At 37.2% G+C, this 24,679-nt stretch carries 15 protein-coding genes and 4 pseudogenes; 15 read left to right on the top strand and 4 right to left on the bottom strand.

From position 1 onward, the window contains the following. Window positions 1-45: 45 nt before the first annotated feature. The 4 genes and pseudogenes from RMA94_RS13930 to RMA94_RS13915 form a co-directional block, all read left to right on the top strand. A pseudogene (locus RMA94_RS13930) lies at window positions 46-13,071 on the top strand (hemagglutinin repeat-containing protein); the annotation flags it as partial. 67 nt (window positions 13,072-13,138) lie between these two features. Continuing rightward, a complete protein-coding gene (locus RMA94_RS13925) occupies window positions 13,139-13,471 on the top strand; it encodes a hypothetical protein (protein WP_202724126.1) in 333 nt (110 codons plus the stop codon). A gap of 238 nt (window positions 13,472-13,709) precedes the next feature. Next, window positions 13,710-14,066, top strand: a complete 357-nt coding sequence (locus RMA94_RS13920) for an Imm8 family immunity protein (RefSeq protein WP_311083473.1) — start codon at window positions 13,710-13,712, stop codon at window positions 14,064-14,066. A 36-nt stretch (window positions 14,067-14,102) separates the two neighbouring features. Next, window positions 14,103-14,543, top strand: coding sequence for an immunity protein YezG family protein (locus tag RMA94_RS13915; protein WP_311083472.1), 441 nt, complete (start codon window positions 14,103-14,105; stop codon window positions 14,541-14,543). Between the two features lie 172 nt (window positions 14,544-14,715). On the opposite strand, the gene RMA94_RS13910 is transcribed toward RMA94_RS13915, so the two are convergent. Then, window positions 14,716-14,856, bottom strand: a complete 141-nt coding sequence (locus tag RMA94_RS13910) for a hypothetical protein (protein ID WP_284090669.1) — start codon at window positions 14,854-14,856, stop codon at window positions 14,716-14,718. Between the two features lie 398 nt (window positions 14,857-15,254). Here RMA94_RS13910 and RMA94_RS13905 point away from each other — a divergent pair, with 398 nt between their 5' ends. The 8 genes and pseudogenes from RMA94_RS13905 (at window position 15,255) to RMA94_RS13870 (ending at window position 18,525) form a co-directional block, all read left to right on the top strand. Further along, entirely contained in the window at window positions 15,255-15,803 is a 549-nt protein-coding gene (locus tag RMA94_RS13905; RefSeq protein WP_202724125.1) for a TetR/AcrR family transcriptional regulator, read from the top strand. Between the two features lie 3 nt (window positions 15,804-15,806). Beyond that, window positions 15,807-16,088, top strand: a pseudogene (locus tag RMA94_RS13900) (hypothetical protein); the annotation flags it as partial. 2 nt (window positions 16,089-16,090) lie between these two features. Beyond that, window positions 16,091-16,645: a hypothetical protein gene (locus tag RMA94_RS13895; protein ID WP_311083468.1), complete on the top strand. Its 555-nt coding sequence runs from the start codon at window positions 16,091-16,093 to the stop codon at window positions 16,643-16,645. Then, window positions 16,646-16,810 (top strand): annotated as a pseudogene (locus RMA94_RS19395) (hypothetical protein); the annotation flags it as partial. Between the two features lie 65 nt (window positions 16,811-16,875). Then, window positions 16,876-17,043, top strand: coding sequence for a hypothetical protein (locus tag RMA94_RS13885; RefSeq protein WP_311083466.1), 168 nt, complete (start codon window positions 16,876-16,878; stop codon window positions 17,041-17,043). Continuing rightward, window positions 17,012-17,236, top strand: coding sequence for a hypothetical protein (locus RMA94_RS13880; protein WP_311083465.1), 225 nt, complete (start codon window positions 17,012-17,014; stop codon window positions 17,234-17,236). Before RMA94_RS13885 ends, RMA94_RS13880 begins: the two co-directional genes overlap by 32 nt. A gap of 11 nt (window positions 17,237-17,247) precedes the next feature. Further along, window positions 17,248-17,754: a hypothetical protein gene (locus RMA94_RS13875; RefSeq protein ID WP_202724123.1), complete on the top strand. Its 507-nt coding sequence runs from the start codon at window positions 17,248-17,250 to the stop codon at window positions 17,752-17,754. A 435-nt stretch (window positions 17,755-18,189) separates the two neighbouring features. Continuing rightward, window positions 18,190-18,525, top strand: coding sequence for a hypothetical protein (locus RMA94_RS13870; protein WP_311083462.1), 336 nt, complete (start codon window positions 18,190-18,192; stop codon window positions 18,523-18,525). A gap of 124 nt (window positions 18,526-18,649) precedes the next feature. Here RMA94_RS13870 and RMA94_RS13865 read toward each other — a convergent pair whose 3' ends face one another. Beyond that, on the bottom strand, window positions 18,650-19,132 hold the full coding sequence (locus RMA94_RS13865) for an RNA 2'-phosphotransferase (protein ID WP_151302532.1): 483 nt from the start codon (window positions 19,130-19,132) through the stop codon (window positions 18,650-18,652). A 13-nt stretch (window positions 19,133-19,145) separates the two neighbouring features. Between RMA94_RS13865 and RMA94_RS13860 the strand changes: the two are divergent. Further along, window positions 19,146-19,364 (top strand): annotated as a pseudogene (locus tag RMA94_RS13860) (aldehyde dehydrogenase family protein); the annotation flags it as partial. A gap of 292 nt (window positions 19,365-19,656) precedes the next feature. Here the strand turns inward: RMA94_RS13860 and RMA94_RS13855 are convergent. Together RMA94_RS13855 and RMA94_RS13850 are read right to left on the bottom strand one after the other, a co-directional pair. Then, window positions 19,657-20,757 carry an ABC transporter substrate-binding protein gene (locus RMA94_RS13855; protein ID WP_311083461.1) on the bottom strand — a complete coding sequence of 367 codons (1,101 nt, stop codon included), beginning with the start codon at window positions 20,755-20,757 and terminating at the stop codon, window positions 19,657-19,659. 72 nt (window positions 20,758-20,829) lie between these two features. Next, a complete protein-coding gene (locus tag RMA94_RS13850; RefSeq protein ID WP_202732407.1) occupies window positions 20,830-21,783 on the bottom strand; it encodes a TauD/TfdA family dioxygenase in 954 nt (317 codons plus the stop codon). Between the two features lie 221 nt (window positions 21,784-22,004). On the opposite strand from RMA94_RS13850, the gene RMA94_RS13845 reads away from it, so the two are divergent. Together RMA94_RS13845 and RMA94_RS13840 are read left to right on the top strand one after the other, a co-directional pair. Continuing rightward, window positions 22,005-22,826: a Crp/Fnr family transcriptional regulator gene (locus RMA94_RS13845; RefSeq protein ID WP_004701544.1), complete on the top strand. Its 822-nt coding sequence runs from the start codon at window positions 22,005-22,007 to the stop codon at window positions 22,824-22,826. 117 nt (window positions 22,827-22,943) lie between these two features. After that, complete coding sequence (locus RMA94_RS13840; RefSeq protein WP_311083459.1) at window positions 22,944-24,608, top strand: arylsulfatase; 1,665 nt, start codon at window positions 22,944-22,946, stop codon at window positions 24,606-24,608. Window positions 24,609-24,679 lie beyond the last annotated feature (71 nt).

Genomic DNA, 24,679 nt, shown 5'->3' with positions numbered 1-24,679 from the left:
GGACGCAATTAATTGTATTAAAAAAAGATTTAGTGAGATTTTAAAATGAATAAGAACCGTTATCGTATTATCTTTAGCCATGCTCGCGGTATGTTTATTGCTGTTGCCGAGATTGTAAAAAGTAAAACTAAGCAAGCAGGACAAAGTCAGGGAACAATGGAAACAGGCTCAATAACGTCTTCTGTTTCACCTATTCATTATAAAAAACTAAATCCGCTTAACTTTGCCGTTATTGGTTGTTTAGGGGCATTGGTGATCAGCTTACCAATGAGTAGTGTTGCTGGAACGCAGATCATTGCAGACAAAGGTGCGCCGACATCACAGCAGCCAACTATTTTAAATAGTGCCAATGGAACAACTCAAGTCAATATTCAGACCCCAAGTGCAGGTGGTGTTTCGCGGAATACCTATACGCAGTTTGATGTTGGTCAAGAAGGTGCGATTTTAAATAACTCGCGTAATAACACTCAAACCCAGATTGGTGGATGGGTACAAGGCAACCCATGGCTTGCAACAGGTGAAGCCAAAGTTATTTTGAATGAGGTAAATAGCAGTAACCCAAGTCAACTTAAAGGTTATATCGAAGTTGCCGGAAAACAGGCTCAAGTCGTGATCGCAAACCCTTCAGGTCTAATTTGTGATGGCTGTGGTGTGATTAATGCAGACCGTTTTACTTTAACCACAGGCCAAGCGGTAATGAATCAAGGTTATCTTGAATCATTCCGTGTCCGTGAAGGGCAAGTTACGATTGAAGGTAAAGGCTTAAATGGAAGCTTAACACCTTATACAGATATTTATGCGCGTGCCTTAAAAGTCAATGCTGGCTTGTATGCAAATGAATTGGGCACGGTACTTGGACAAAATGACATTCAAGTCAAAGACCAAGTTACTCCTCAAATTAAAGCAACTACAGGGTCAACATCTACACCTCAGCCGAACTTTGCCTTAGATGTGGGCCAACTTGGTGGAATGTATGGTGGTAAAATCTTTCTAGTAGGAACAGAGCAAGGATTAGGTGTTCGTAATGCTGGCTCGATTAACAGTACCCAAAGCAGCCTTACCCTGAATACAAATGGTGATCTGGTCAATAGTGGTAATTTGATTGCAAATAAAGATCAGGTGCAACTTAAAGCTCAAAACATTCAGAATACAGGTAATATCAGTAGTGCAACTTCACAAATTTCAGTTGAGAGCCAAAATTTAAATAACTCTGGTCTAATCAGTAGTGCAGATGAGTTACATCTCCAAAACCAGAATATTGTTAACAATAGTGGTACGTTAAATGCTGCTCGAATAGCGATTAATTCTAAAAATCTAAAAAATAGTGGTTCTATCGAACAAACAGGCATACAAGGGCTTGATTTAAAATCAGGCTCAATGACAAATCTTGGCGGTAAAATTGGAATTGCTAAGAGTAATACTGGTGGCGGTACGGGGGGATCTACAGGTGGAAGTGTTCCGACGGTCCCAACAGATCCATCTAAAGATGGTGGAAGTTTAGGTGTTGTAACTCCAGTAGATACAACTCCAAAAACTTACGATACTGGTCTTATCCATGTGTCAGATGTGCTGAATAATGATCAAGGTGCAATTGTTGCTAATGGTGGTGTAGATTTAGACAGCCAAAATGGTTTAGATAACCAAGGCGGCCAACTTAATTTAGGTGCTATCAATATTAAAGGAAATAGCTTTAATAATAACCAAGGTCAGCTTACTGTTAAAAGTGCCAATATCCAAACCTCAAGTTTTACTAACCAGCAAGGCCAGCTTGCTTCTAATAGTACTCTTAATATTCAAACTCAGTCTGCCAACAATAAAGGCGGAAAAATCCAGTCAATTGGACAGCTTGATTTAGCTGTAATTGGTGAGTTGAATAATGTTGATGGACAAATTGCTAGTGGAGCAATTATCAATGTTAATGCAAGTGATTTGAAGAACCAGTCAGGTGTCGTGTATTCAGAAAACCAAGCTGTAAATATTAAAGCGAATAAAGCGGTTGATAATACTGAGGGGCTCATTCAGGCTAAAACCAATTTAAATTTAGATAGCCAATCACTTAATAATACATCAGGACAAATTGTTGCAGATCAAATTAATCAGAAACATGTGACGGTTAATAACAATCAGGGATCTATCGCAGCTCAGCAAAATTTAAACAGTATTGCTCAGCAGTTTGATAATACTCAAGGTCAGATTCAAGCTAAATCAATAAAGTTACAGCATGATCAACTTAAAAACACTGGTAGTGTTTATGCAGATCAAGATTTAACGATTACAGGACAAAATACTCAGAATGCTGGTACTTTGGCGGCTGGAAAAAATGTCCAAATTACCAGTTCAACTTTAGAACATAGTGTAGATGGATTGATTGCAGCGGGCCTAGATCGTGAAGGCAAATTAGCTAATGCTGGTAATGTTTCAATTAGTTCAGATCAAGTCGGTTTACATGGACAAACCTTAGCTGGCGGTAATTTAAAAGTACAAGCACAAAGCAATATTGATGCGGCAAAAGGGCAATTGCAGGCACAAAATATTGAACTAGGGAGTGTAACTGGCAACATTTCCACACAAGCTGGAAGCGTAGTTGCCAAAGATCAACTCAACCTAGTTAGCCAGAACCTCATTAATAATCAACAAGGGCAATTAAGTGCTCAAAATATAGTGCTGAACGCCAAACAACTTGATAACAGTCAAGGTAAAATTCAGCATATTGGGAACAATGAATTTACCCTAGATTTTGTAAACGGTTTAAATAATAAATCAGGTGAAATTAGTAGTAATGCATCTTCAATTAACCTGAACACGTCTGCTCTGAATAATGAAGCTGGAAAGATTATCCATGCAGGGAGTCAGCAACTGAATATCACTGCCGATCAATTGCAAGGAGCACAAGGCCAGATTCTCAGTAATGGACAGCTATTATTGAAGGGTGGACAAGTTGTATTAGATGGTGCAACTACTTCGGCTAATCAGATCAATATCTCTGCGGATAGTTTGAGTCATCAAAAAGGTCAAATGGTTCAGCGCGGTACATTAAAACCGCTTACCTTAGCGATTAAAGATCAATTGAATAACCAATTAGGTTTTATTCAGAGCCAATCGGGTTTACAGCTAAAAACAACTACGCTTAATAATCAGGGTGGTCAGTTAAGTTCTGCTCTTAATTATGATGTACAACTTGATGTGGCAGCCTTACTCGATAATAGTCAATCAGGCAAAATTTACGCAGGTCAGAATGGCGTTATTCAAGCTGGTTCTATTGATAATAGTTTAAGTGGACTTATTTCTGCACAAAATGCATTAACTCTGACCAGCTTGGGAATCATTAATAACCAGTCTGGTAAAATTGTGGCGAATCAAGATGTCACTCTTACTTCTAATGGCCTAGACAATAGCAGTGGCCAAATTGGTAGTAGCCAAGGTATTGTAGCGGTTAAGGCAGGAACTGGTGTAGTTAATAATACTTCTGGAACTTTACAAGCTGAAAAAGATTTAACTGTAACTGCTGACCAGATTAATAACCAATCTGGTCTTATGAACAGCCAAAGTTCACTTAGTTTAAGTAGTCGTAAAGATGTTAATAATACATCTGGACAAATCATTGCTAAACAAGATGTGACTACACACAGTCAAGGTTTGACCAATAATTCAGGACAGATTGGTAGCGTTCAAGGCAATGTCTCATTAGATGCTGGTTTAGGCGATTTGAATAATCAAGCAGGTAAAATACTTGCTGCTCAAGATCTGACTTTAAGCGCTAAAAATTTAGATAATCAGTCTGGTCTTATCTCTGCTCAAAAAAAATTGGCATTAAAAGTTCAGAAATTAAACAACCTTAAAGGTCAAATTCAAAGTGGCGATGCCATAGAAATTACGGGACAAAGTCTGAATAACCAAGGTGGTTCAATTGAGACAAATGCTGATCTTACTTTAAATATCAAAGGTGCATTAGATAACAGTCAGTCAGGCAAATTGACGGGCAACACTACAAAAATTACAGCAGGCTCAATAAATAATAGTAATAAAGGCCAAATTAATGCTACAGATACCTTAACTGTTTTATCGCAACAAGGAATTAATAACCAAACTGGGGTAATGGCCGCGAATCAGAACGTTTCTATTCAAAGTCAGGGCTTGGATAATACGTCGGGGCAAATTGGTAGTGTTCAGGGTTCATTAACCATTGATGCTCAAAAAGAAAAATTATTAAACACTTCGGGTTCGCTTCAAGCAGGAACGAGTCTTAAAATCACGAGTGGTGGTTTGAATAACGATTCGGGCACTATTCTTGCGCTTACCGATAATACAATTACAAGCACGGGTGACATCAGCAATAAAGCAGGGAAAATTGCATCGAATGCTCATACCACAATTACAAGTCAGAATTTAACTAATCAGGCTGGAACGATTCAGTCAGGTAGTGGTTCAGCTTTAGATCTGGTAATTAATGGAGCATTAGATAATAGTCAAGCAGGCCAATTACTGAGTGGTGCTGGTTTGAATCTGAAAGTGAATACTTTAGATAATAGCCAGCAAGGGCAAATCAGTGCGCAAGATGCACTAAATATTATTAGTACAGGACTCATCAATAACCAAGCTGGTTCTTTGGTTGCAAACCAAAATGTAAATTTGAGCAGTAAAGGTTTAAATAATAATCAGGGCCAGATTGGCAGTATCCAAGGCGGATTAGTTATTGATGCTGGGGATCAGGCTCTCACCAATCAGTCTGGCGTATTACAGGCAAAAACTGATTTAACGGCAAAAGCCTTATCTGTAGATAATACAGCTGGACACTTCAGTGCTCAGGGTACAATCGATTTAAATAGCCAGAAAACTATTAATAATACTCAAGGTTCAATTGTTGCAGATCAAAACCTCAATATCCATAGTCAAGGTTTGATTAATAATCAAGGGAAGCTGGCAACCCAAGGTAATTTAACTGTTCAAGCGGGTACACAAGCATTAAAAAACCAAGCTGGTATTATTCAATCTGGACAAGATATGTCCGTGATAGCTGCCTCAATTGATAACTCATTATCAGGACAGATTAATGCGCAAGGTAGCGCTACTCTCCAAAGCACAGGTCTTTTGAATAATGAAACAGGTGTTTTAGCGGCTGGACAGAATCTTACGCTTAACAGCTATGGTTTAAATAACACCAAAGGTAAAATTGGAAGTGTGAGCGGTGCATTAAATATTAATGCAGGTTCTTCACTTTTAAATAATGAATCCGGATCATTGCAGTCGTCTGGCGTAATTGATCTTAAAGCGGGTGGTGTAAATAACAAATTAGGCAAAATTACATCATTAAAAGCGATAAATATAGATAGTCAACAACAGGCATTCACTAACCAACAAGGTACGATTAGCTCAGATCTGATTTCGATTTCATCTGGTCTATTTAATAATGATCAGGGTCTTGTGCAGGCAAAAACATCACTTGTGCTTGATACCAATGGGCAGAATCTTGTGAATACCAATAGCGGTACACAAGGGGGATTACTTAGCCAAGGTAATCTCACTTTAAAAAATCTTAGTGCTCTCGATAATACGCAAGGTTACATTGCAAGTGGGCAAAATTTAGATTTAATTGCGAATCAGGTTATTAATAACAAAGGAACATTGCTTGCAACCCAAAACCTGAAATTGCAAGGGACAGGTCAAAACCAACTGCTAAATAACCAGTCTGGTCAGATTTTGTCGATGGGTGATATGCAGTTGACCATTGAACAGGTCAACAACCAAGGTAAATTGGTGGCAACAGACCCAGATAGCCATATCATGGCCACGGGGCAGCTAGATCTTGTAACTCAGCAGTTAGATAACCAAAACACATTAACTACGGATAGTACGTCTGTTCAAGGTATTGATGCTGGTAATCTAAACTTGAGCGCCCAAACTTTGAATAACAAGTCTGGTGCAATCCGTAGTAACCAAAATGCTGTACTTAATGTTAGTGGGCAGTTGAGTAACCATTCTGGTGAAATCAGCGCCGTTAAAGAGCTTAATTTACAAGGCGATCAGCTTGTTATTAATAACCAAAAAGGCAAGTTGCTATCAGGTGAAAATTTAAATATTACAGCTCAATCGCTTACAGGTGATGGTCAGATTGCAAGTTTGGGCGATGCGAATATTACTCTAAAAGAAAGCTTTAAGCAGACTCAAGAAGGTCAATTACAGGCAAATAACAATCTTAGTTTAAGTACTGCTGCGGATATTACCAATGATGGCAAAATCAATGCAGGCAATATTTTAAAACTAAATGCAGCCAATATAACCAACAATAGCAATGCTCAAATTGAAAGTCACGATACTCAAATTGAAGCACAAAGCCAGATTAATAACACTGGGCTGATCAATGGTGATTACACCATACTAAAAGCAAATACTGTAAATAACCAAGGTACAGGTCGTATCTATGGTACAGATCTTGCGATTAGCGCTAACACTTTAAATAACTTGCCAGATATTCAAGGTAAGGCTCCAGTTATTGCTTCACGAGGTGATATGAACCTTGGTGTGGGAGTGTTAAATAATCTGGCGAATGCGCAAGATTATGCGAGTCAGGCGCTTATATTCAGTGCTGCAAATTTATATTTAGGTGGTGCTTTAGATGAGAACCGTAAAGCGACTGGTCAAGCCAGTGTGCTTAATAATGAAAGCGCGACCATTGAATCTTTAGGTAACATGCGCTTATCTGCTGCTCAGATTAATAATATTAATAAGCATTTCATAACCGATGATAATGTTGAAGTATCACGTATAGATGGCTTAGAAAAATTCTGTAATGCTTGGTGTACCTTTGACGGTCAATATGATGGTGGTAACTGGTTTGAAGACTGGATGAGATACACCTATAGTGAAATTACTTATGAAACCAAAGCCATTGAATCCGCTCCGGGTCAAATTAAAGCAGGCGGAAATCTGGATCTAAGTGGTGCACAGGTATTTAATGATAAGAGCCAAATTTTAGCTGGAGGAGAGCTTATTAATTTGGGAGGCGCTATTGTTTCAGATAATGGCATAAAAGGGACTAGAAAGGTTGTAGATCAGGGGACAGTGTATAAACATTGGGAATATGAAGGTGATTGGGAGGGACCTTTTGAAGTTTCAAGTGAAACAACAATTGATGTGCCAATAGGTCAGGTCGCCGATCATTATGAGCTGAACCAAACGAATCAAGATATTACGGCTGTTTCTAAGAGTGCTGGTGGCCCAATCATGAATGCACAGATCAAAACAACTCATGTTAATGATTTAACAGCTACATCTAATACAACTTTTGTTGAGCAAGCAGGTGTGGCACAAAATAAAAATTTACAAGCAGCAGGTCAAACTTCTGTAAAAACTGATGTTCAAACTTCAGGGCTAAATGGAAACTCATCTAACGTTCAACAAAAAGACAATACCACTCAAATCTCTGTTTTGGACCAATTACAAGGTCAAAAAGCTTCTCAAGTTTCAGGTGTCTCCACTTCAGATCAGGCCACTGCACCAGATCAAGCGGGTACTGGGGAGCAACTCGAAATTCGTACCATTAATAACAACAATATTAAAGTTGCCAATAACGCCTTGTATAGAACAGGAGCTGATAGTAAAGCAGGTTATCTCATTGAGACTGACCCGAACTTTACCAATTACAACAAATGGTTGTCTTCAGACTATATGTTGAATGCTTTAGGCCTTGACCCTGCATTGCAACAAAAACGTTTAGGAGATGGTTTTTATGAGCAGCGCATGGTCCAAGACCAGATAGCTAACTTAACTGGTTATCGCTTCTTGGAAGGTTATGCATCTGATGAGGAACAATATAAAGCCTTAATGAATAACGGGGTGACTTTTGCCAAACAATATGGCTTGCGTCCGGGTATTGCTTTAAGTGCTGCACAAATTGCGCAATTGACCAGTGATATTGTCTGGTTAGTTGAAAAAGACGTGACTCTACAAGATGGAACGAAAACTAAGGCGCTTGTTCCGCAAGTCTATGTAAAAGCTCGTGTAGGAGACTTAAAAGGAGACGGTTCTTTACTTTCTGGTAATAGTGTTAACTTTAAGTTAAACGGTGACTTACTGAATGGTTCAACCATTGCTGGACGAGAAGCTGTTCAGATTACTGCAAATAATATTAATAACTTGATGGGCCGTATTCAGGGCAATACCGTTGATATCACCACGAAAAAAGACCTTAATAATATTGGTGGTCAAATCAGTGCCAAAGATGCAATGGCGGTTAAGGTCGGTGGTAATCTCAAAATTGAGACTACGACAAGAACATCGACAACCCAGGTAGGTGGCTTTGGTTCAAGTACAACAGGAGTGGATCGTGTTGCTGGGCTTTATGTAGGTAGTGGCAATAAGATTCAACCGAATAAGGCAACTCTAGTCGTTGATGTTGCTGGAAATACGGTTCTGAAAGCTGCAGAACTCAATAATAGCAACGGCGCAGCGGTGATCAATACAGTAGGTAATGTTGACATTGGAACTGTACAAACGGGTTATAAACTTACAACTTACCGTGATGCACAAAATCATGCGACTAGCCAGAAAACCCAAGATGTCGGTAGTCAGCTGAATAGCAACGGCTCATTATTGTTAAATGGGCAAAATATTAAAGTACAAGGTTCGGGTTTAAATAGCGTACAAGGTACGACTCAACTCTCCGCTGTTAATCAATTAGATATTGAAGAAGGCCGTAAGACTAGCCAGTTTGATCGACAGTGGTATGAGAAACATAAAGGAACTTTAGGCAGTAAGACAGATACTGGATTTACTCATGATCAATCTAGTGAAGCGATAGCAAGTACGATCAGCGGTAAAAAAGTTCTACTCGATGCAAATAATGTCAATATTCGTGGTAGTCAGGTGGTGTCGAATGAGTTAACACAGATTCAGGCCAAAGAAAATGTGAATATTACCGCTGCACAAAATCAATATTCCAACCAACAAGAGCAGACTGTTAAGAAATCAGGATTTAAAGCGAGCCTTTCTGATGGAGTGGCAAGTGTAGGTTATGCAAAATCTAGCTTGAATACAAAAGAGGACGGAAAATCTACAACACTTACCCAAAGTGTGATTCGAAGTCAGTCGGGTGATACAACGATTATTGCTGGTAAAGATTTGACTACCGAAGCAGCTATTTTAGATGCAGGAAAAGACCTCAATCTAAAAGGTGCAAATGTTAATTTAAATTCAGCATATGCAACCGATGAGCAACATTCAGAAGTTCATAGTAAACAGTCTGGTATTTCGGTTGGTGTGACCTATTCTCCAGCGATGGCTGCCGCATCTGCTTACAAAAACAGTATGAACAATGGTCAATTCTCGGATAGCGCCGTTGGTCAGGTGATGGCTCAAGGTGAAGCTGTACGAAAAGCGTCTATGGCAGCAATGACACCAGTTACTATCCAAGCTGGTAGCAATAAAACAAATCAGGTAAGTAATACATCCAGCACTCAAGCTGTAGTCACTCAAGCTACCGCTAAAGGCAATTTAAATATTATTGCAACAGAAGGAAGTATTAATAGCGAAGGTGCGCAGCTTTCTGCCGAAGGCGATGCATTATTGCATGCTAAGGAAAATATTAATCTGGGTATTGCCGAGAGTCATTCAGAGCAAACTGCTGACCGTAAACAAAGTGGTTTTAGTATTGATAACCGTGATTGGGCTGCACCTGCTGGAACATTTAAAAACAAAAATCATGGTGATGGGCGTAGTACTCAAACGACAGGAACTCAGCTTTCGGTTGGTGGAAAAACAACGTTACAAACTGGGCAAGGCGATATTAATATTATCGGTAGTTCGGTTGCTTCAAAAGGTGATGTGAACATTAATGCTGCTCGTGATATCAATATCAAGTCGAGCCAGAACAGCCAAAGCCAAAGTGAGCAGAGTTCAAACAAAGGTATTGGTAGTGCGCAGATTTCGGATACGGAGCAGTTCTATGGCTATATGAATGGTCAGAGCCAAAGCAATAGTAAAGGTGTTGAACAGCAACGCAGTCAAGTGGGCAGTTTAGAGGGCAATGTCAATATTCAGGCAGGCCGTCAATATACCCAACAAGTTGCTGACGTTGTTGCTGCGAAAGATTTAAATATTAAGGCGCAAGATATTCAGGTTTTAGAAGGCCATGACACGGGTAGTTCGTCTGAAAATACAAAAGACTTAAAAATTGGACAATTTAGTCGTGTGAGTTCACCACTGATTGATTTATTAAATGCTGCAGATAAAGCAAAAAACAGTAAAGCTGATGACCGTACACAAGCATTACAAGCTGTTGCAGCAGGTGCTCAGGGTTACCAAACCTATAGTGATATAAAAGGTGGCGCACTATTTAAAGCTGAATCTGGCATCGGCTTTAGCACCAGCAAAAATCAGCAAAATAGCAGCTATGCCACTTCGCAACAAAACAACTTAAAAGCTGGTGGCAATGTCAACCTAACCAGTACTAATGGCGATATTCATCTTCAAAATACACAGGTAAAAGCAGAAGATAAAATCAATCTAGATTCTTCAAAAAATATTATTCTGGAGTCAGGTCAAAGCCAAAATAAAGCCGACGGTAAAAACAGTAATGCGGGCTTAAGTGTGGGTGTTGGTGTCTCTGTAGGTGCGCAAACAGGTGCTTACATTTATGGTGAGGCTGGTTTTGGTAAAGGCAGCAATCATTTAGACAGTAATACGCATAGCCAAACGACTTTGGATGCAAAAAATATCAGCTTAACCAGTAAAGGTGACACCACTCTACGTGGAGCACAGGCAAAAGCAGACCGTATTGATGCAAATGTAGGTGGTCAGCTTAAAGTTGAAAGTTTACAAGACACTGTTGAGCAAAATACCAAACAAACTGGAGCAGGAGGTCGCTTGCAAGCTTCATTTGGTACAGCTTGGCAGGCATCTGGTAATTTTAGTAGTAGCAAGGCTTCGGGTGATTCCAATAGTGTTAATCAACAATCTGGCTTATTTGCAGGAGACGGTGGTTACCATGTAAAAGCAGATAGTGTTGATTTAAAAGGCGGTGCAATTGTTTCGACTGCAACTAAAGATAAGAATGATCTGACTACGAACCGTTTAACCTTTAGCAATATCGAGAACCAAAGTCAGTACGACGCGACTACAGTTAGCCTGTCTGGAGGTACAAGTTTAGGCAAAGGTAAAACTGGAGATAGCAAAGCATCAACACGAACCAATAATGACAATTGGCGTAATGCAACCAGCTTTAGCCCAAGCTTACCGCAACATGACTCTGACAAAGACAGCAGTACGACATATGCTACTTTAAGTGCAGGTAATATTAAGGTTGGTGGCAAATCAACTACGGTTGAGCAATTGGGTATTCATAGCGACGCCTCGACAGCAAATAGAGCGGTTGAGACTTTACCGAACTTACAAACTATTTTAGATAAGCAAAAAACAGTAGCAGATGCGACTTCTACGATTGCAGCTGCAACAAGAACGTATAGTCAGAATCAGCAACAACAGGCGGAAAAAGCAAAAAATGCTGAAAAGCAAAATGTACTTAATCAACTAGGGTTAGATAGTGATGCGCTGAAGTATTACCAAAGCCTTGATTCAGCGAAGCAAGAGGAATATCTACGTCAATATTCACCTGACTATGCAAAAGCTAGTGATATGAATCAAGCTTGGGGTATGGGCGGAGACAAAAGTCGAGCCTTGAATGCAGTGACTATGGCAGTCACAGGCGCACTTGGTGGGCAAACAGACGTTCAAGTTGTAGCTAATACACTTGCACCTTATGCGGCGAATCTGATTGGTTCACAATTTGAACATGGTGAAGACAAGAACAAAGCTGCTCAATTAGCGAGTCATGCGATATTGGGTGCAACGCTAGCTTACTTAAATGGAGGCAACCCTGCAGCGGGTGGTAGTACAGCAGTTGCAAGTGAGGCAGCAGCAGATTACTTTGCAAATCAATACAACGATGGCAAAACAGCGATTAACCCTGAAACAGGTAAGTTCGATGCAAATTTATTACCAGAAAATGTTAAGTCAGGTATTCGAGACTTAACTGCAGCGATTGGTGCAGTTGTTGGTGGTACAGTCGGAGATTCGGCATCGAATGCACAGTTAGCAGGTGTGATTGGTCAGAATGCGGTTGAGAATAATAAAACATCTATTAAGCAAGATATTAAGCATGCGTTAACTTGTTGGGGTCTAGAATGTCATCAGCAATATAAACATTTAGATGTAGTTCAAGAGGCGGCATATCAGAAAGGTAAAGATCGAGCTGTTGCTAAATTTGTTAGTGATCTGAAGAACTTACCAAATGTTCCTAAAGAGGTTTATGAGGCGATCAAAAATGACCCTACAGGTACAGCTAAGGCGATATATGAGGGCTTAAAGCAAGTTCCTCGAGATATAATAGATACGGGTAAAACAATCGCTAACGTCAATACAGTAGGAGATACCCCAGCAGAGTTTGAAAAGTTGGGTGAAGCTGATATGGCACTTGCACTCAATACATTATCAGGGCTAGTTAGTGCAGGGACAGTTACGGTTGCGAAGAAAGGAGGCAAAATTGTTATTGATGCTTCTAAGACGATTAAACTTAAGGCTGATTTTGATCCCAGTATAAATGTTCAGACGAATGGTTTCTCTTTACCTCCTAAAACGACACCTAAAGTTATTAATATTAAAGCTGATCAGGCAAAAAAAGGAACAAAAGAGTATGATATTCTTAATAAACCTCCAGCAAATAGTCATGTAAAGTTGGATAATGGTACTGAGTTTAAAACTAATGCCCATGGTTATGTTGAGGAATTAAGTTTTCAACCAACATTGAATAAAATACCACGTGATAGTCGTCAGACTGCTGCTGGAAAAGAGGGCGTAACGGGTGATGTCGGTGGGCATGCTCAAGCTTGTTCTTTAGGGGGAACATGTGATCGATTTAATCTTTTTCCACAAAATGGAAATTTCAACAATTCTGCATATAAAAAGTGGGAAAATGAGATTCGAAATGCATTAGAAAAAGGCACTAAAGTAGATAATGTGACTATCAAATTCAATAGATCTACCTCATCAAATGCAAGGCCAGACTCTCTTCGAGTAACTTACAATATTGGTGGTGTACCACAGACTAAAGATTTCCTAAATATGTCTTCAAAATAAAAGGTGAGAAATGAGTATCAATCAACAAACAGAAATCTTAAATAGTTTATTGCAAATAATGCATGACAGTGTCTCTACCTCATATGACTCTTTAGAATGCATATTTGATTATTATAAGGATTCTGATGATGGGTCTTTATCAATAGGTTCAAAATTTGCATATATTGATAAAGATAATGTTAATTATGCATTATTAAATGACCCCGATTATAGGGTCAATGAATTAATTATAAAACTACATGATTTAATGGTTGCCCATACAGGGGGGAATTGGAAAGAGTTTATTCTTAGTTTAGATGAACATGGCAAGGCACATACTAAGTTTATCTACGATGAAAATTAATATTAACTATTAATATTTGAAAATAAAAAGCATGTCTAAATTGACATGCTTTTTATTGCTTGAAAGATTTTTGGCCGAATAGATAGCGATCATAATGATTATCTAACAGCGAAACAAAATTCAAAATTTGCGTCAACAGGAATTCAAGCTAATTTTGAAACATTTGAAATAAATAGTTTTGGAAAGTCTGCTAAAGTTGATAATGCACATTTAGATATTATTAAGTAATAGGTCGATTATGAAAGCTATATTGAAGTCAATTGATTGGTCACATGAAAATCCATATGAGTATATGCCACTAGAACTAAGTGATATTTATATTACTTTTACTTGTGCTATTGGTCTTGAAAATGAACAAGGGGCAGATTTTTTTGATATTACTGTTTGTAGTCCAGAGTATTTAATTTCAAATGATATGTTTGAAAATAAAATTATTAGACATGTGTTGTTGGTAAGAGATTATGATTTTGAAATAATATTAAATATTATTAACAAATATATTGATAAGTGTGATGGAAATGATATTTCATTTAAACTATCGAGGTATTTTCAATGGGAGTATGAGGATTATATTGTATCGGAAAATAATTTTTGAAGTAGCCTTGCTGGAACTGCTACAGGAAAATAGTTTATGAAAGATCAAGAAATATATCAAAAAATAGGTGAACTTTTATGGTCTATAATGCCTGAAGATGCAACTGTAATATATTTTACAGGAGATATTTATCCTGAGCATTTTTCAGGTGGGGCAAAATGGCTTCTTAAAAATGGAAAAATTGAGACATTTCCTTTCGGTGAACGTGCTTATGAAATTGAAAATAAAATATGTATATTAATTGATGAATTGAGATCTTTGGATGTTTTTAAAGAAAAATGGACTAACTATAAAGTAACTTTAACAGAGGAAGGAAAATTTAATATAGAGTTTGCCTATATCCCAGAAGAAGAACATTGGTCTGGATTATATATGAAGGCAGTTAGTGATTTGAAAGAAGAAGAGCTAGATGAATATAACATTCCTTTTGATGAGTGGGAGAAACGGATAAAATTGAAAGAGCAAAATAAAAAATAGACTGAATATTTCATTCTAGTATAAAAAAAAGCCTATCAGCATTAGATAGGCCTTTTTTTATAAGAGATATATTAGTGGTGTTGGAAACAGAAAAGTCATAATAATATTTAATTATAGTTTTTATTAAGCCACACTTTAAAAACCCACTTATTTATCAAATACTTTGACTGATTTATTTTAAAACAGTTGTCACTTTTTGTGCTTGACGACAAATATAGTGACTATTATCCTTTACGTGCTGGCCACATTGCCAGTCGGTTGTCGCAGACCGAATCAAACGAGCATTAAAAGATTCTTCTTTTAGTGTGTACACCCTCGTGCCCCCTCTATGGTGGAACGGAGGGGGACACCTTTGGGTGTGCTGGCCTCGTTTGACCAGTCTGCGAACCCCCTTCGTTCTGCCACCATAATTTTAATGTCTGGCAGAACTCCCAATAAAAAGGAGTTGGCTTTGCACATTCATTATTTCTTGGCGTTCATTGCCAAAAGCTATAACAACACAACTTAAAAATTTAAAGCAGCTTGATGACCTTTAGGGTTTTCAGGCTTTAAGTTATTTCGTCTAAAAACTTAGTTCAACAATAAAACTTGAGATGTGCCAAGCACAGTCTTTATAGGCTTTGCTGTGCCTTTTTTTCTCCCAGAAAGGGTACAGGCTTTTTTTATCTCATTTATATACAACAAAAAACTTAATTTATAACGGTAAAAATTATGCCAAATTTAAAAACTTCATTTAGAGCGCTACGCGTGCTCTACACGACAACAAATTTATTTAATCAATATGGGTTCTACATTGGGATTGACCGCATTATTGAAGAGGTCAAAATTCCCAAAGCCACCTTTTACAACTACTTTCAATCTAAAGAAAAACTTATTGAGATGTGTTTGCTGTTCCAAAAAGACCTGTTAAAAGAAAAAGTGAGAGGAGTTATAGAAACTTCTCAATACTCAACTTTGACTGATAAACTTAGGCAGATTTATCTTTTACATGCCGATTTAAATAGCGCTTATTACTTACTGTTTAAAGCGATTTTTGAAGTTAAAGCGAAGTACCCTAACGCTTATCAAACCGCTGTGCGTTATAGAAGATGGCTTAAAAATGAAATTTTCTGTTTGCTGATAGAAAGTAAAAAATCGGTTTCCTATGCAGAAGCAGAGATTTTCGTATATATGATTGATGGTGCAATTTTGGGGCTGTTAAGTTCAGATCAGGTAAAGGAAAGAGATACGTTGCTTGAGTATTTTTTATTAATGCTTTAGACCTTGTTGCAAGGAACAACTACGATTGGTATGGGAGGATTGAGTGGTGCAGGGGGAACTGTGATTAATAATGATCCTTTAAAGAAAGATGTACCTAAATCTGCAGTTGTTGGTGCTTTAGTACCTGCAATCAGTGGTGAGGCGGCAGTTACTGCAGCGGGTGCTGGTGGTAAAATTCAAAAGGTTGTGAGTATAAATTCCGCTGTAGTTGGTACTGCGGCGGAAAAAATTCAAAAGGTAGAACCTAAAAAAGCTACTCAGAATAATAAAGAAGGAAATAAATAAGGATGGATAATTTAAAACAGTTAGAGCCCTCTTATATATATAAGAGCTCTGGTTGGTTGATAACATTAATAGCTTCAGTAATTGGTTGCGTAGGTTTATTCTTTGTTTTGAAAAAAATCTATCAAACAGATTTTACTGACTTAATCGTAAACTTTAATTTTGAAACAATTGTTTTATTAGTGGTTTTAGTTGGATGGTTTTTTATGCTACTTTCAGGGCTTTATTCTGTATTTCCAGTTTATATTGATAGCCATGGTGGGCATTATAGGACGCTTTTTTTAAGGAGAAAAAATCTTGAGTGGAATGAAGTTAAAGAGATAATAATTGTAAAACAGAAAAACAATTGGAAACTCCAGTATCATATGATGGTTTCTCATATAAAACCTGGTTCTTTAGTGTGGGGTGTGGCAACTTATAAAGGTGATAATTATCAGGAACTTTATCAGGTTGTTAATTATTATGTACAAAAATATAAAATTAAGGTGATATTACAAGATCGATTGAATAATTCAATTCGAGTACTTGATAGTATGCCAAAAAATCTAGATTTTTCATAAGCAAATTTAAGTGGTCAGCTCAAAGTTGAAAGTTTACAAGACACTGTTGAGCAAAATACCAAACAAACTGGAGCAGGCGGTCGCTTGCAAGCTTCGTTCGGTACAGCTTGGCATGCATCTGGTAATTTTAGTAGTAGCAAAGCTTCGGGTGATTCCAATAGCGTTATAATCCTCATTATGATAGTAAACATGGAGCTTATACAACTTTAGAGCAGCAATATGATCGGGCAATGAATGGAACTAATCCGCAAACAGGAGGAAAAGGTAGACCTGCTGATGCCTCAAAATTCTTTAACTCAACAGATATGCAAACTGCAATTGGAAAAGCAGAAGCTTTATATAAGCAAAATCCAAGTAAATATACTAATGATCGGGGATCAGATTACCGTAAATATTGAGTTTAATCGTCCAATTAGTGAAGGGTTCACAGGAAATACTAAAACAAATGTTAGAAATAATATTCCTGTAGGTGAATATCGTTGGAGTAATACTGCAACCATTAATATCGACCCTAAAACAGGGAAAGCTTTTACAGCCTATCCAAATTTAAAATTAGGTCAATCTAAACCTAACCCATTAAAACGTCGTTAAGGAAAATAGGTATGATAGATGTTAGCCCAGAACATATAGAGCGCATAATTGAAGGAGCATGGCATCCTGATACCGTGGAATTTTATAATTTTGAGAATGAATTTTATTGTTTGGATTTTTCAAAAGTAGAAGATGCTCGCTATGCAATCAATAAATGGCTAAGCATAGATAAATGGCATTCTATAGAATCTATGCTGCAACATAAGGAAGATTTAAGATATTGTATTACTAAGAAAAAATATCCACTTGGTAATATTGATTTAAACAATTTGGATGGAGATGCAACTCATGTGCAGAAGCCCAATATTAGCAATGAATATTGGGACAGTTGGGATGGTTGGGATAATTGGGACAAGAATTTTTTTAATTTTTTATTAATTTTATGGGATGAGTGGTTTCATGAGCCTTTTATTCCCGCCAATTTATCTCAATACCGTGAAAGAATAGATAGGGAATTTGTTGAATTTCCTCATATGCCTGAATTATGGGGAAAACCAAAATATAAGGTGGAAGCTTAATTGTTACTCAAGAATTTCTAACCTTTTTTTACATAAATAACTGGAATAAAATTATAAATGATGATTTTGGGAAATAATGATACCTTTTCATTATTTATTGAGTCAGCCTTATATATTGAAAATATGTGAGATTCGGATATTTACTTATGCAAACTCTTAATTCTAAGAGTTTGCATTTATTCTTAAGTATGGTTTGGAAAACAATTAAAATGTTAAAACTAAAGTTAGGGATTTTAATACGCCTTTAATTTCCTTAGAAAAAGATCGTTTTAAATTAGGTAATGTTGTACCTAAAGCTTGTGGAGAGGCAATTAAGTTAAGAGTAGAAAAGCAAGTTAGCCAGAAGGGATCTCCTGATAATTGGTCTATACAATTTCCTTATGGAAGTATTTTTGATCCTAAAGTAATAAAGAGTAAATAAATAGGTAGATTGTTATGTTTCAAAATACTTTTAAACCATTTAGTGAAGATGAACTGCCACAGGGTTTTAACTATCCTGTAAAATATTTGGAATTATCTAAAAATTTAAAACCTTTACATTCAATACCATACTTCTCTTGGTGGTTTTATGATGCTGTCGAACCCTTGGATGAAACTATGGAGATTTATTTTAGTCTTACAGGATGTAAAAATTTAATTGTATTTGCTAGAGATGGTGACTGGGCAGCTTGTTTTGATGCAACAGATTATAGTGGTGATCCTAAAGTTCTAGTGTACGACCTTGGAAATAGGGAAAATCATTATGAGAAAAAGATTTTGATGAATGGTTAAAGTTCGTCATTAGTGAAATCTAATTATAGTATTAATATGATTGAGATAACTTATCTTATTGGATTTTAGTTTTTTTAATTGTTGAAAAATGCTTCTACCTTTGAGTGGAAGCATAATTTTCATTCTACTGAAAAACAATAAATTCTATCGGTACATGTTTAACCAACCAGACTCCATTTTCAGCTTGGAAAAATTCAAATCCATTCTTATGCATTTCTAAAGCGTGAATAATTAAAATCTGAGGTTTACCATAACGTGCTCCAACAGATAGGGCTGTATCTTTGTTTTGTGTTAGATGTACATATTGACGATCTTTTGAGATTAAACCTTGTTCTTTTATAGAGTCTATAAACCTTTGAGCTGTACCATGATAAAGATAAGTTGGAGGTACGAGTGTCTTAAGTGTGATATCAACACTTGTAGTTGAATGACCTTGTACAGCGCGAATATATTTTCCATCATCAGAAATTTGGAAGCGCTTTTTATCACTATTGCTCACGATACTCTTAATAATTTCTTCGTCTAAAACTACATTTTTGACTGGTTGTGACTTTGAGATTAATTCTTCAATATTTGCCCAACCTTCACGATCTAAATTCAGATCAATTTCTTCTGGTTTGGGACTTGCATCTTACTTTTTTACCAAAGATTTGGGACGTGCTATGCGTGTTGCGGATGCACTTGAATATGGAATGGTTGCTTTAAATACAGGATTATTATCAAATGAAGCAGCACCATTCGGTGGAGTAAAGCAATCTGGTTTAGGGCGTGAGGGTTCTAAATATGGAGTTGAAGATTATTTAGAGATCAAATATATTTTAATAGGTGGGTTAATGTAGGGGAAATATTAAAGATCATAAATTCATGATCTTTAATATTAATTTAAACTTATTAAAGTCACGTGACGCCAGGGCCTTATATATGGTAGGTTTTTAAATCTTCTATTTAACATAATATACATTATACGAACAGTTATATAATTCACTAGTAAGTCCTTGATTCTGTTGCTGTACGTTTAGCTATACTTGTTGCCCTACAAAGAATTATTAATTATTTTAGATGCGTATTATGCAATTTATAAAAAAGACCTTTGTTAAGGTCTTTTTGCACAGTTAAATTAATTTCATAATTTTATTTTGAAGAATTCCAATAATTGACGTAATTCAACTGTTGAATACCTCGTTCTACAAACTCAGCATTTTGCCATTGTTTTACATCAACATCGCGTTTTATCAGTTTGGCCTTTAATGCAGTCTGTACACCTTCTTGTAGATGCCCTAGATAATATTCATCTAAAAGTGGCGAAAAAACTGTTTTTAAGGCTTTGTCTTGTAGACTCAATGCATAGAGTTCTGCTGGTAATCCTGCATTTTTAGTGACAAGTTGAATCGCATTATCGCGGTTTTCAGGCTGTGAAACCCAATGTGCTGATTGTAAAACCGTATTTACCAATGTTTGGACAATTTCAGGATGTTGCTTAATAAACTCACTACGACCCACCAAACCTGATTGAATTGTTCCAGCACCATCTTGTCTCTGCCCAGTATTCAGTGGAACCTCTACAATTTTCTGCTGTTTAAGCGCTAGAATTGGCATTAAACCCCAGCTGGCATCAATTTGCTTAGCTGCAAGTGCTGCATTGGCCGCAGCAGGATCCAAATTAATAATGCGGAAATCTTTTTCAGTAAAGCCATATCGCTCGATATATTGATCAAACGACAATTGCATAGCAGTTCCTTGAAAAATTGCTATTCGTTTGCCTCTTAACTGTTCGAGGCTGGTATATCCTTTATTTGGCAAAACACCCAAATAAGCATCTATGTGCCGTCCAGTCGCTACCAGTAATGTGGTATCAATTTGATTCGATTTACCAATAATGGCAGCTAAGTCGCCTAAAAAAGCAAAATCTAATTGCTTATTGGCCAAAGCTTCATTGATTACTGGCCCTGCACCTTTAAAAAATTGCCATTCAACCTGAATATTTTTCTTTGCGAATTCTTTTTCAAGTAAATGATTTAAATAAATATAATCAACTAATGGTGTGCCGCTGCTGTGTCTTTCACTACTGCTTAGATCAGGTACAGCAATTCTAATTTTTACAATGTTTTCAGTCTGATTTGTTGTTTTTGATGGTGCTGATGAAGATGGTTTGAAAATAAACAGTAGCAAAGCGACAAAAATAAGTGCAGGAATAATCCAGATAAATCGATTACGTTTTGATAGTGTGGCCATATCGTTTTTCTCAACAACATATACAACGTCACTGTTTAATGACAGTGACGTTTTGCATGTTTAAAATGGTATTTAGTTGGCATTTAAAACGGCGTGAAGCTTGGCTTTTTCGAGTTGTTCTGCTGATAAATCTTTGGGTAATGTGGTTTTACCTTTTAAGCCATGTACACCAGTCGTTACTTCTCCGGCAAGTGTAATTCGGCGTACAACGCGATGTTGATCGCCATAATCGTTAACCGCATAGTGCTGTGTAGAGCGATTATCCCAAATCACCACATCCCCTTCCTGCCATTGCCAACGCACTGTATTTTCTGGTCGCGTTACTTTTTCTTGTAAAATATTAAATAAAAGCTGTGAATCACTTTGGCTAAACCCCACAAGTCGTTTGAAAAAATGCCCAAGTAAGAGGCTTTTCTTGCCAGTTTCTGGATGTACTACGACTACTGGATGCTCTGTCTCATACTTGGTAGATACAAAAATTTTCTTCAGTCTTTCGAGCTGTTCCGGCTCAACATTTTGTTTTGGTCCACCATAATCATATTCATTTGAATGTACAGCTACCAATTGCTCAGCAAATTGCTGTAAAAGCTCAGGAAGATCCTCATAAGCAGTTTCAGTATTTGCCCAAGTTGTATCACCACCTGTTTCAGGGATGATTAGGCTTCTCAAGATACTAATTTTAGGATAGGCATCAACAAAAGTTACATCAGTATGCCAAGAATTGGCGCGTGCACCTTTTTGTGAGTCAAGTTCAAAAATAAAATCTGTGCCATCCACTGCTGGTACTGTTGGATGTTTAACGGGTGATCCAAATAATTCTGCAAATTTTTCTTGTTCCGTGTCCCCCAAATGTTGCTGGCCACGAAAGAAGAGTACTTTATGCTCTAATAGCGCATCGTGTATAAACTGAACTGTGGATGAATCAAGCTCAGAGCTTAAATGAATGCCTGATATTTCAGCCCCAATTCGACCAGTTAATTTTTTAACGTGTAGTTGTTGTGCTGGTTTCTGAATAAATGTGGTCATGTTAATTTCCTGTCATAATATATGACTGAATTTTTATCAGAAACGGTGGCATATTCTGTTATTTCAGAGACAATCCATCACGTAAAAAATTATTTTGATATTTAAATAATTAATAACACGCACATATGAAAATTAAATATGAAATTATATTTTTTTGAAATTTGAATAAATTTCAACTCTGATAAGCTGTTTAAAATCTTAGTTTATATCTCTGATTTATCATGAAAGCATCATCAATTATCGAATTTAGGAATCCTATCTCAAAATATCAGAATGATTTTGACGGCGGACAATCTTCGGATCATCAAATTATAACGAATGAATTTATTCATAAAAGTATTCGTATTTTAGAAAATTATCAGGTTATTCAATCTTTATCTAATACAGAGAAATCTACGCTTATTCAGCATTTAAAAATAAGAAAGTATTATCATAATCAAACGATATACAATCAAAATGATCCGTGTACTGATATCAATATTTTGCTTGAAGGCGCGCTTAAACTTGGCTGGAGCACATCTCAAGGCAAATACCACACCGATATTTTTGTGCCCTCAGGTACATTAATCAATATTGTTCCGATCGTAACGGGTCAACCCCTCCTTCACGACCATATTGCACAAGGTAGAACGGTCATTGCCAACCTTCCTGGCCAATTGTTTATGGATGTCATCAGAAATAATGCAGATGCTTTATTCATGGTGTTGAAATTAATCTGTGTAAGAACACAACTAAATCGTGAACAAAATTTCATTTATTCAACTGAAACATTGCAAACTCGTCTCGCTAAAAAACTAGTTTTTCTAGTGGATTATCATTCCTATCAGGACAAAGATAAAATTTTACTGAATCTCAAATTGAGTCAGGAAAATCTGGCAGAACTTTTGCAGACTTCAAGACAAAGTATTAATAAAGAACTAGCAGCGCTTTCGAATCAAAACATCATTGAGGTTAAATACAATCAAATCTTTATTTTGGACTTTGAAAAGCTAAGCGATATTGCACAGACTCATCAGTTCAACAGTACCACCAAGTTCCTTTGATATATCTGCTTTTGTCATAATGATATGATTTTATTAGGAGATAACTGTCAGAATAGAAACAGAATAAAAATTTGTCATATTTACACTAAGCATTTTAGTCGCTTTGTTGGATAAAACATGACAGATGTAAATATCAAAAACCAACCTAATATTTTATTGATTGTGGCAGATGATTTAGGCTTTTCAGATTTAGGTGCTTTTGGCGGAGAAATCAATACACCTCATTTGAATGAATTGGCATTAAACGGCTTAAGACTTACTAATTTTCATACGGCGTCAACCTGCTCCCCTACTCGTGCGATGTTACTTTCAGGTACTGACCATCATTTAGCTGGTTTAGGAACCATGGCAGAGGCCCTCACCCCAGAGCTCGAAGGTAAAGAAGGCTATGAAGGTGTATTAAATAACAAAGTTGCCGCATTACCAGAATTATTAAAAGATGCGGGATACTACACCCTTATGTCTGGGAAATGGCATTTGGGTCTAAAGCCAGAATATTTTCCAATTAAAAAAGGATTTGAACGTTCTTTTGCCCTATTACCGGGTGCCGCTAATCATTATCTATTTGAAGCTGATATTCCTGAAGACCAAATTCCACGCTTACTTAAGTCAACAAAAGGACTCTATGCAGAAGATGACGAGTTTTCGGAAGAACTACCTCAAGGGTTTTATTCATCAGATTATTTTACCACTCGCCTTCTAGACTTTTTACAAGATGATGAAGCACGCCAAGGACGTCCTTTTTTTGCATACTTACCTTTCTCTGCACCGCACTGGCCCTTACAGGCACCTCAGGAAGATATCGATCGATATAAAGGACGTTATGCAGATGGCCCCGTTAAATTGCGTGAACAGCGCCTTGAGAAACTCAAGCAACTTCAATTGGTAGATGCAGAAACAACGATTCACCCTGTCCTCGCTAGAACTCCATTCTGGGAAAATATTACTCAAGAGCAACGTGATAAGTCTTCAAGAATTATGGAAGTCTATGCGGCCATGGTAGATCGTATGGATCAAAACGTTGGACGTGTAGTGGAATACCTCAAAGATCGAGGGGAATTGGACAATACCATTGTTATTTTTCTATCAGACAATGGTGCAGAAGGTGCTCAACTTGAAGCTCTACCCGTCTTTGGGGGCCAACTTAATGAAATTATCGAGCAATATTACGACAACAGTATTGATAATATTGGACGAGCAAATTCATATGTTTGGTACGGAGAACATTGGGCACAAGCAGCTACTGCTCCTGCTCGCCTTTATAAAGCACATACTAGCGAAGGTGGAATTAGAACAGTTTCTTTCATTCACTACGCAGGGTTTAAACGCCAAAATCAGATCAGTCACGAATTTTTGACGGTCATGGATTTACTACCAACCCTATTAGATTATTTAAATATTCAGCATCCTGGTCAGGTATATAAAGGTCGTCAATTGGTCCCACTCCGTGGTCGTTCTATCTTGCCGTATTTACAAGTACAACAAGATCACATTCACAGTGAAGATCATGTCACAGGCTGGGAGTTATTTGGTCAAAAGGCTCTGCGCAAAGGAGAATGGAAAGCGCTCTTTATCCCTGCGCCAAATGGACCAAATCGCTGGCAGCTATATAACCTTAAAGATGATAAAGGCGAAACTGAGGATTTGGCAAAACAATATCCAGAAAAGCTCGATGAATTACTCAAAGAATGGGCAACTTATGTCAAAGAAAATGGTGTGATTGAAAATGTGCAACAACGAAGATTATTACAAAATGATCAGCTAGAACCGTTCGAAGCGTAAAATAAAGAAGAGATTGGTATCAACTGATTGAACTAAGCCAGCACCTCATGCTGGCTTTTACATTTGCCACC

This window comes from Acinetobacter sp. V115_6 (assembly GCF_031799025.1).
GTDB classification, from domain to species: Bacteria; Pseudomonadota; Gammaproteobacteria; order Pseudomonadales; family Moraxellaceae; genus Acinetobacter; species Acinetobacter pittii.
This window is presented reverse-complemented; position numbering and strand designations above follow the sequence as displayed.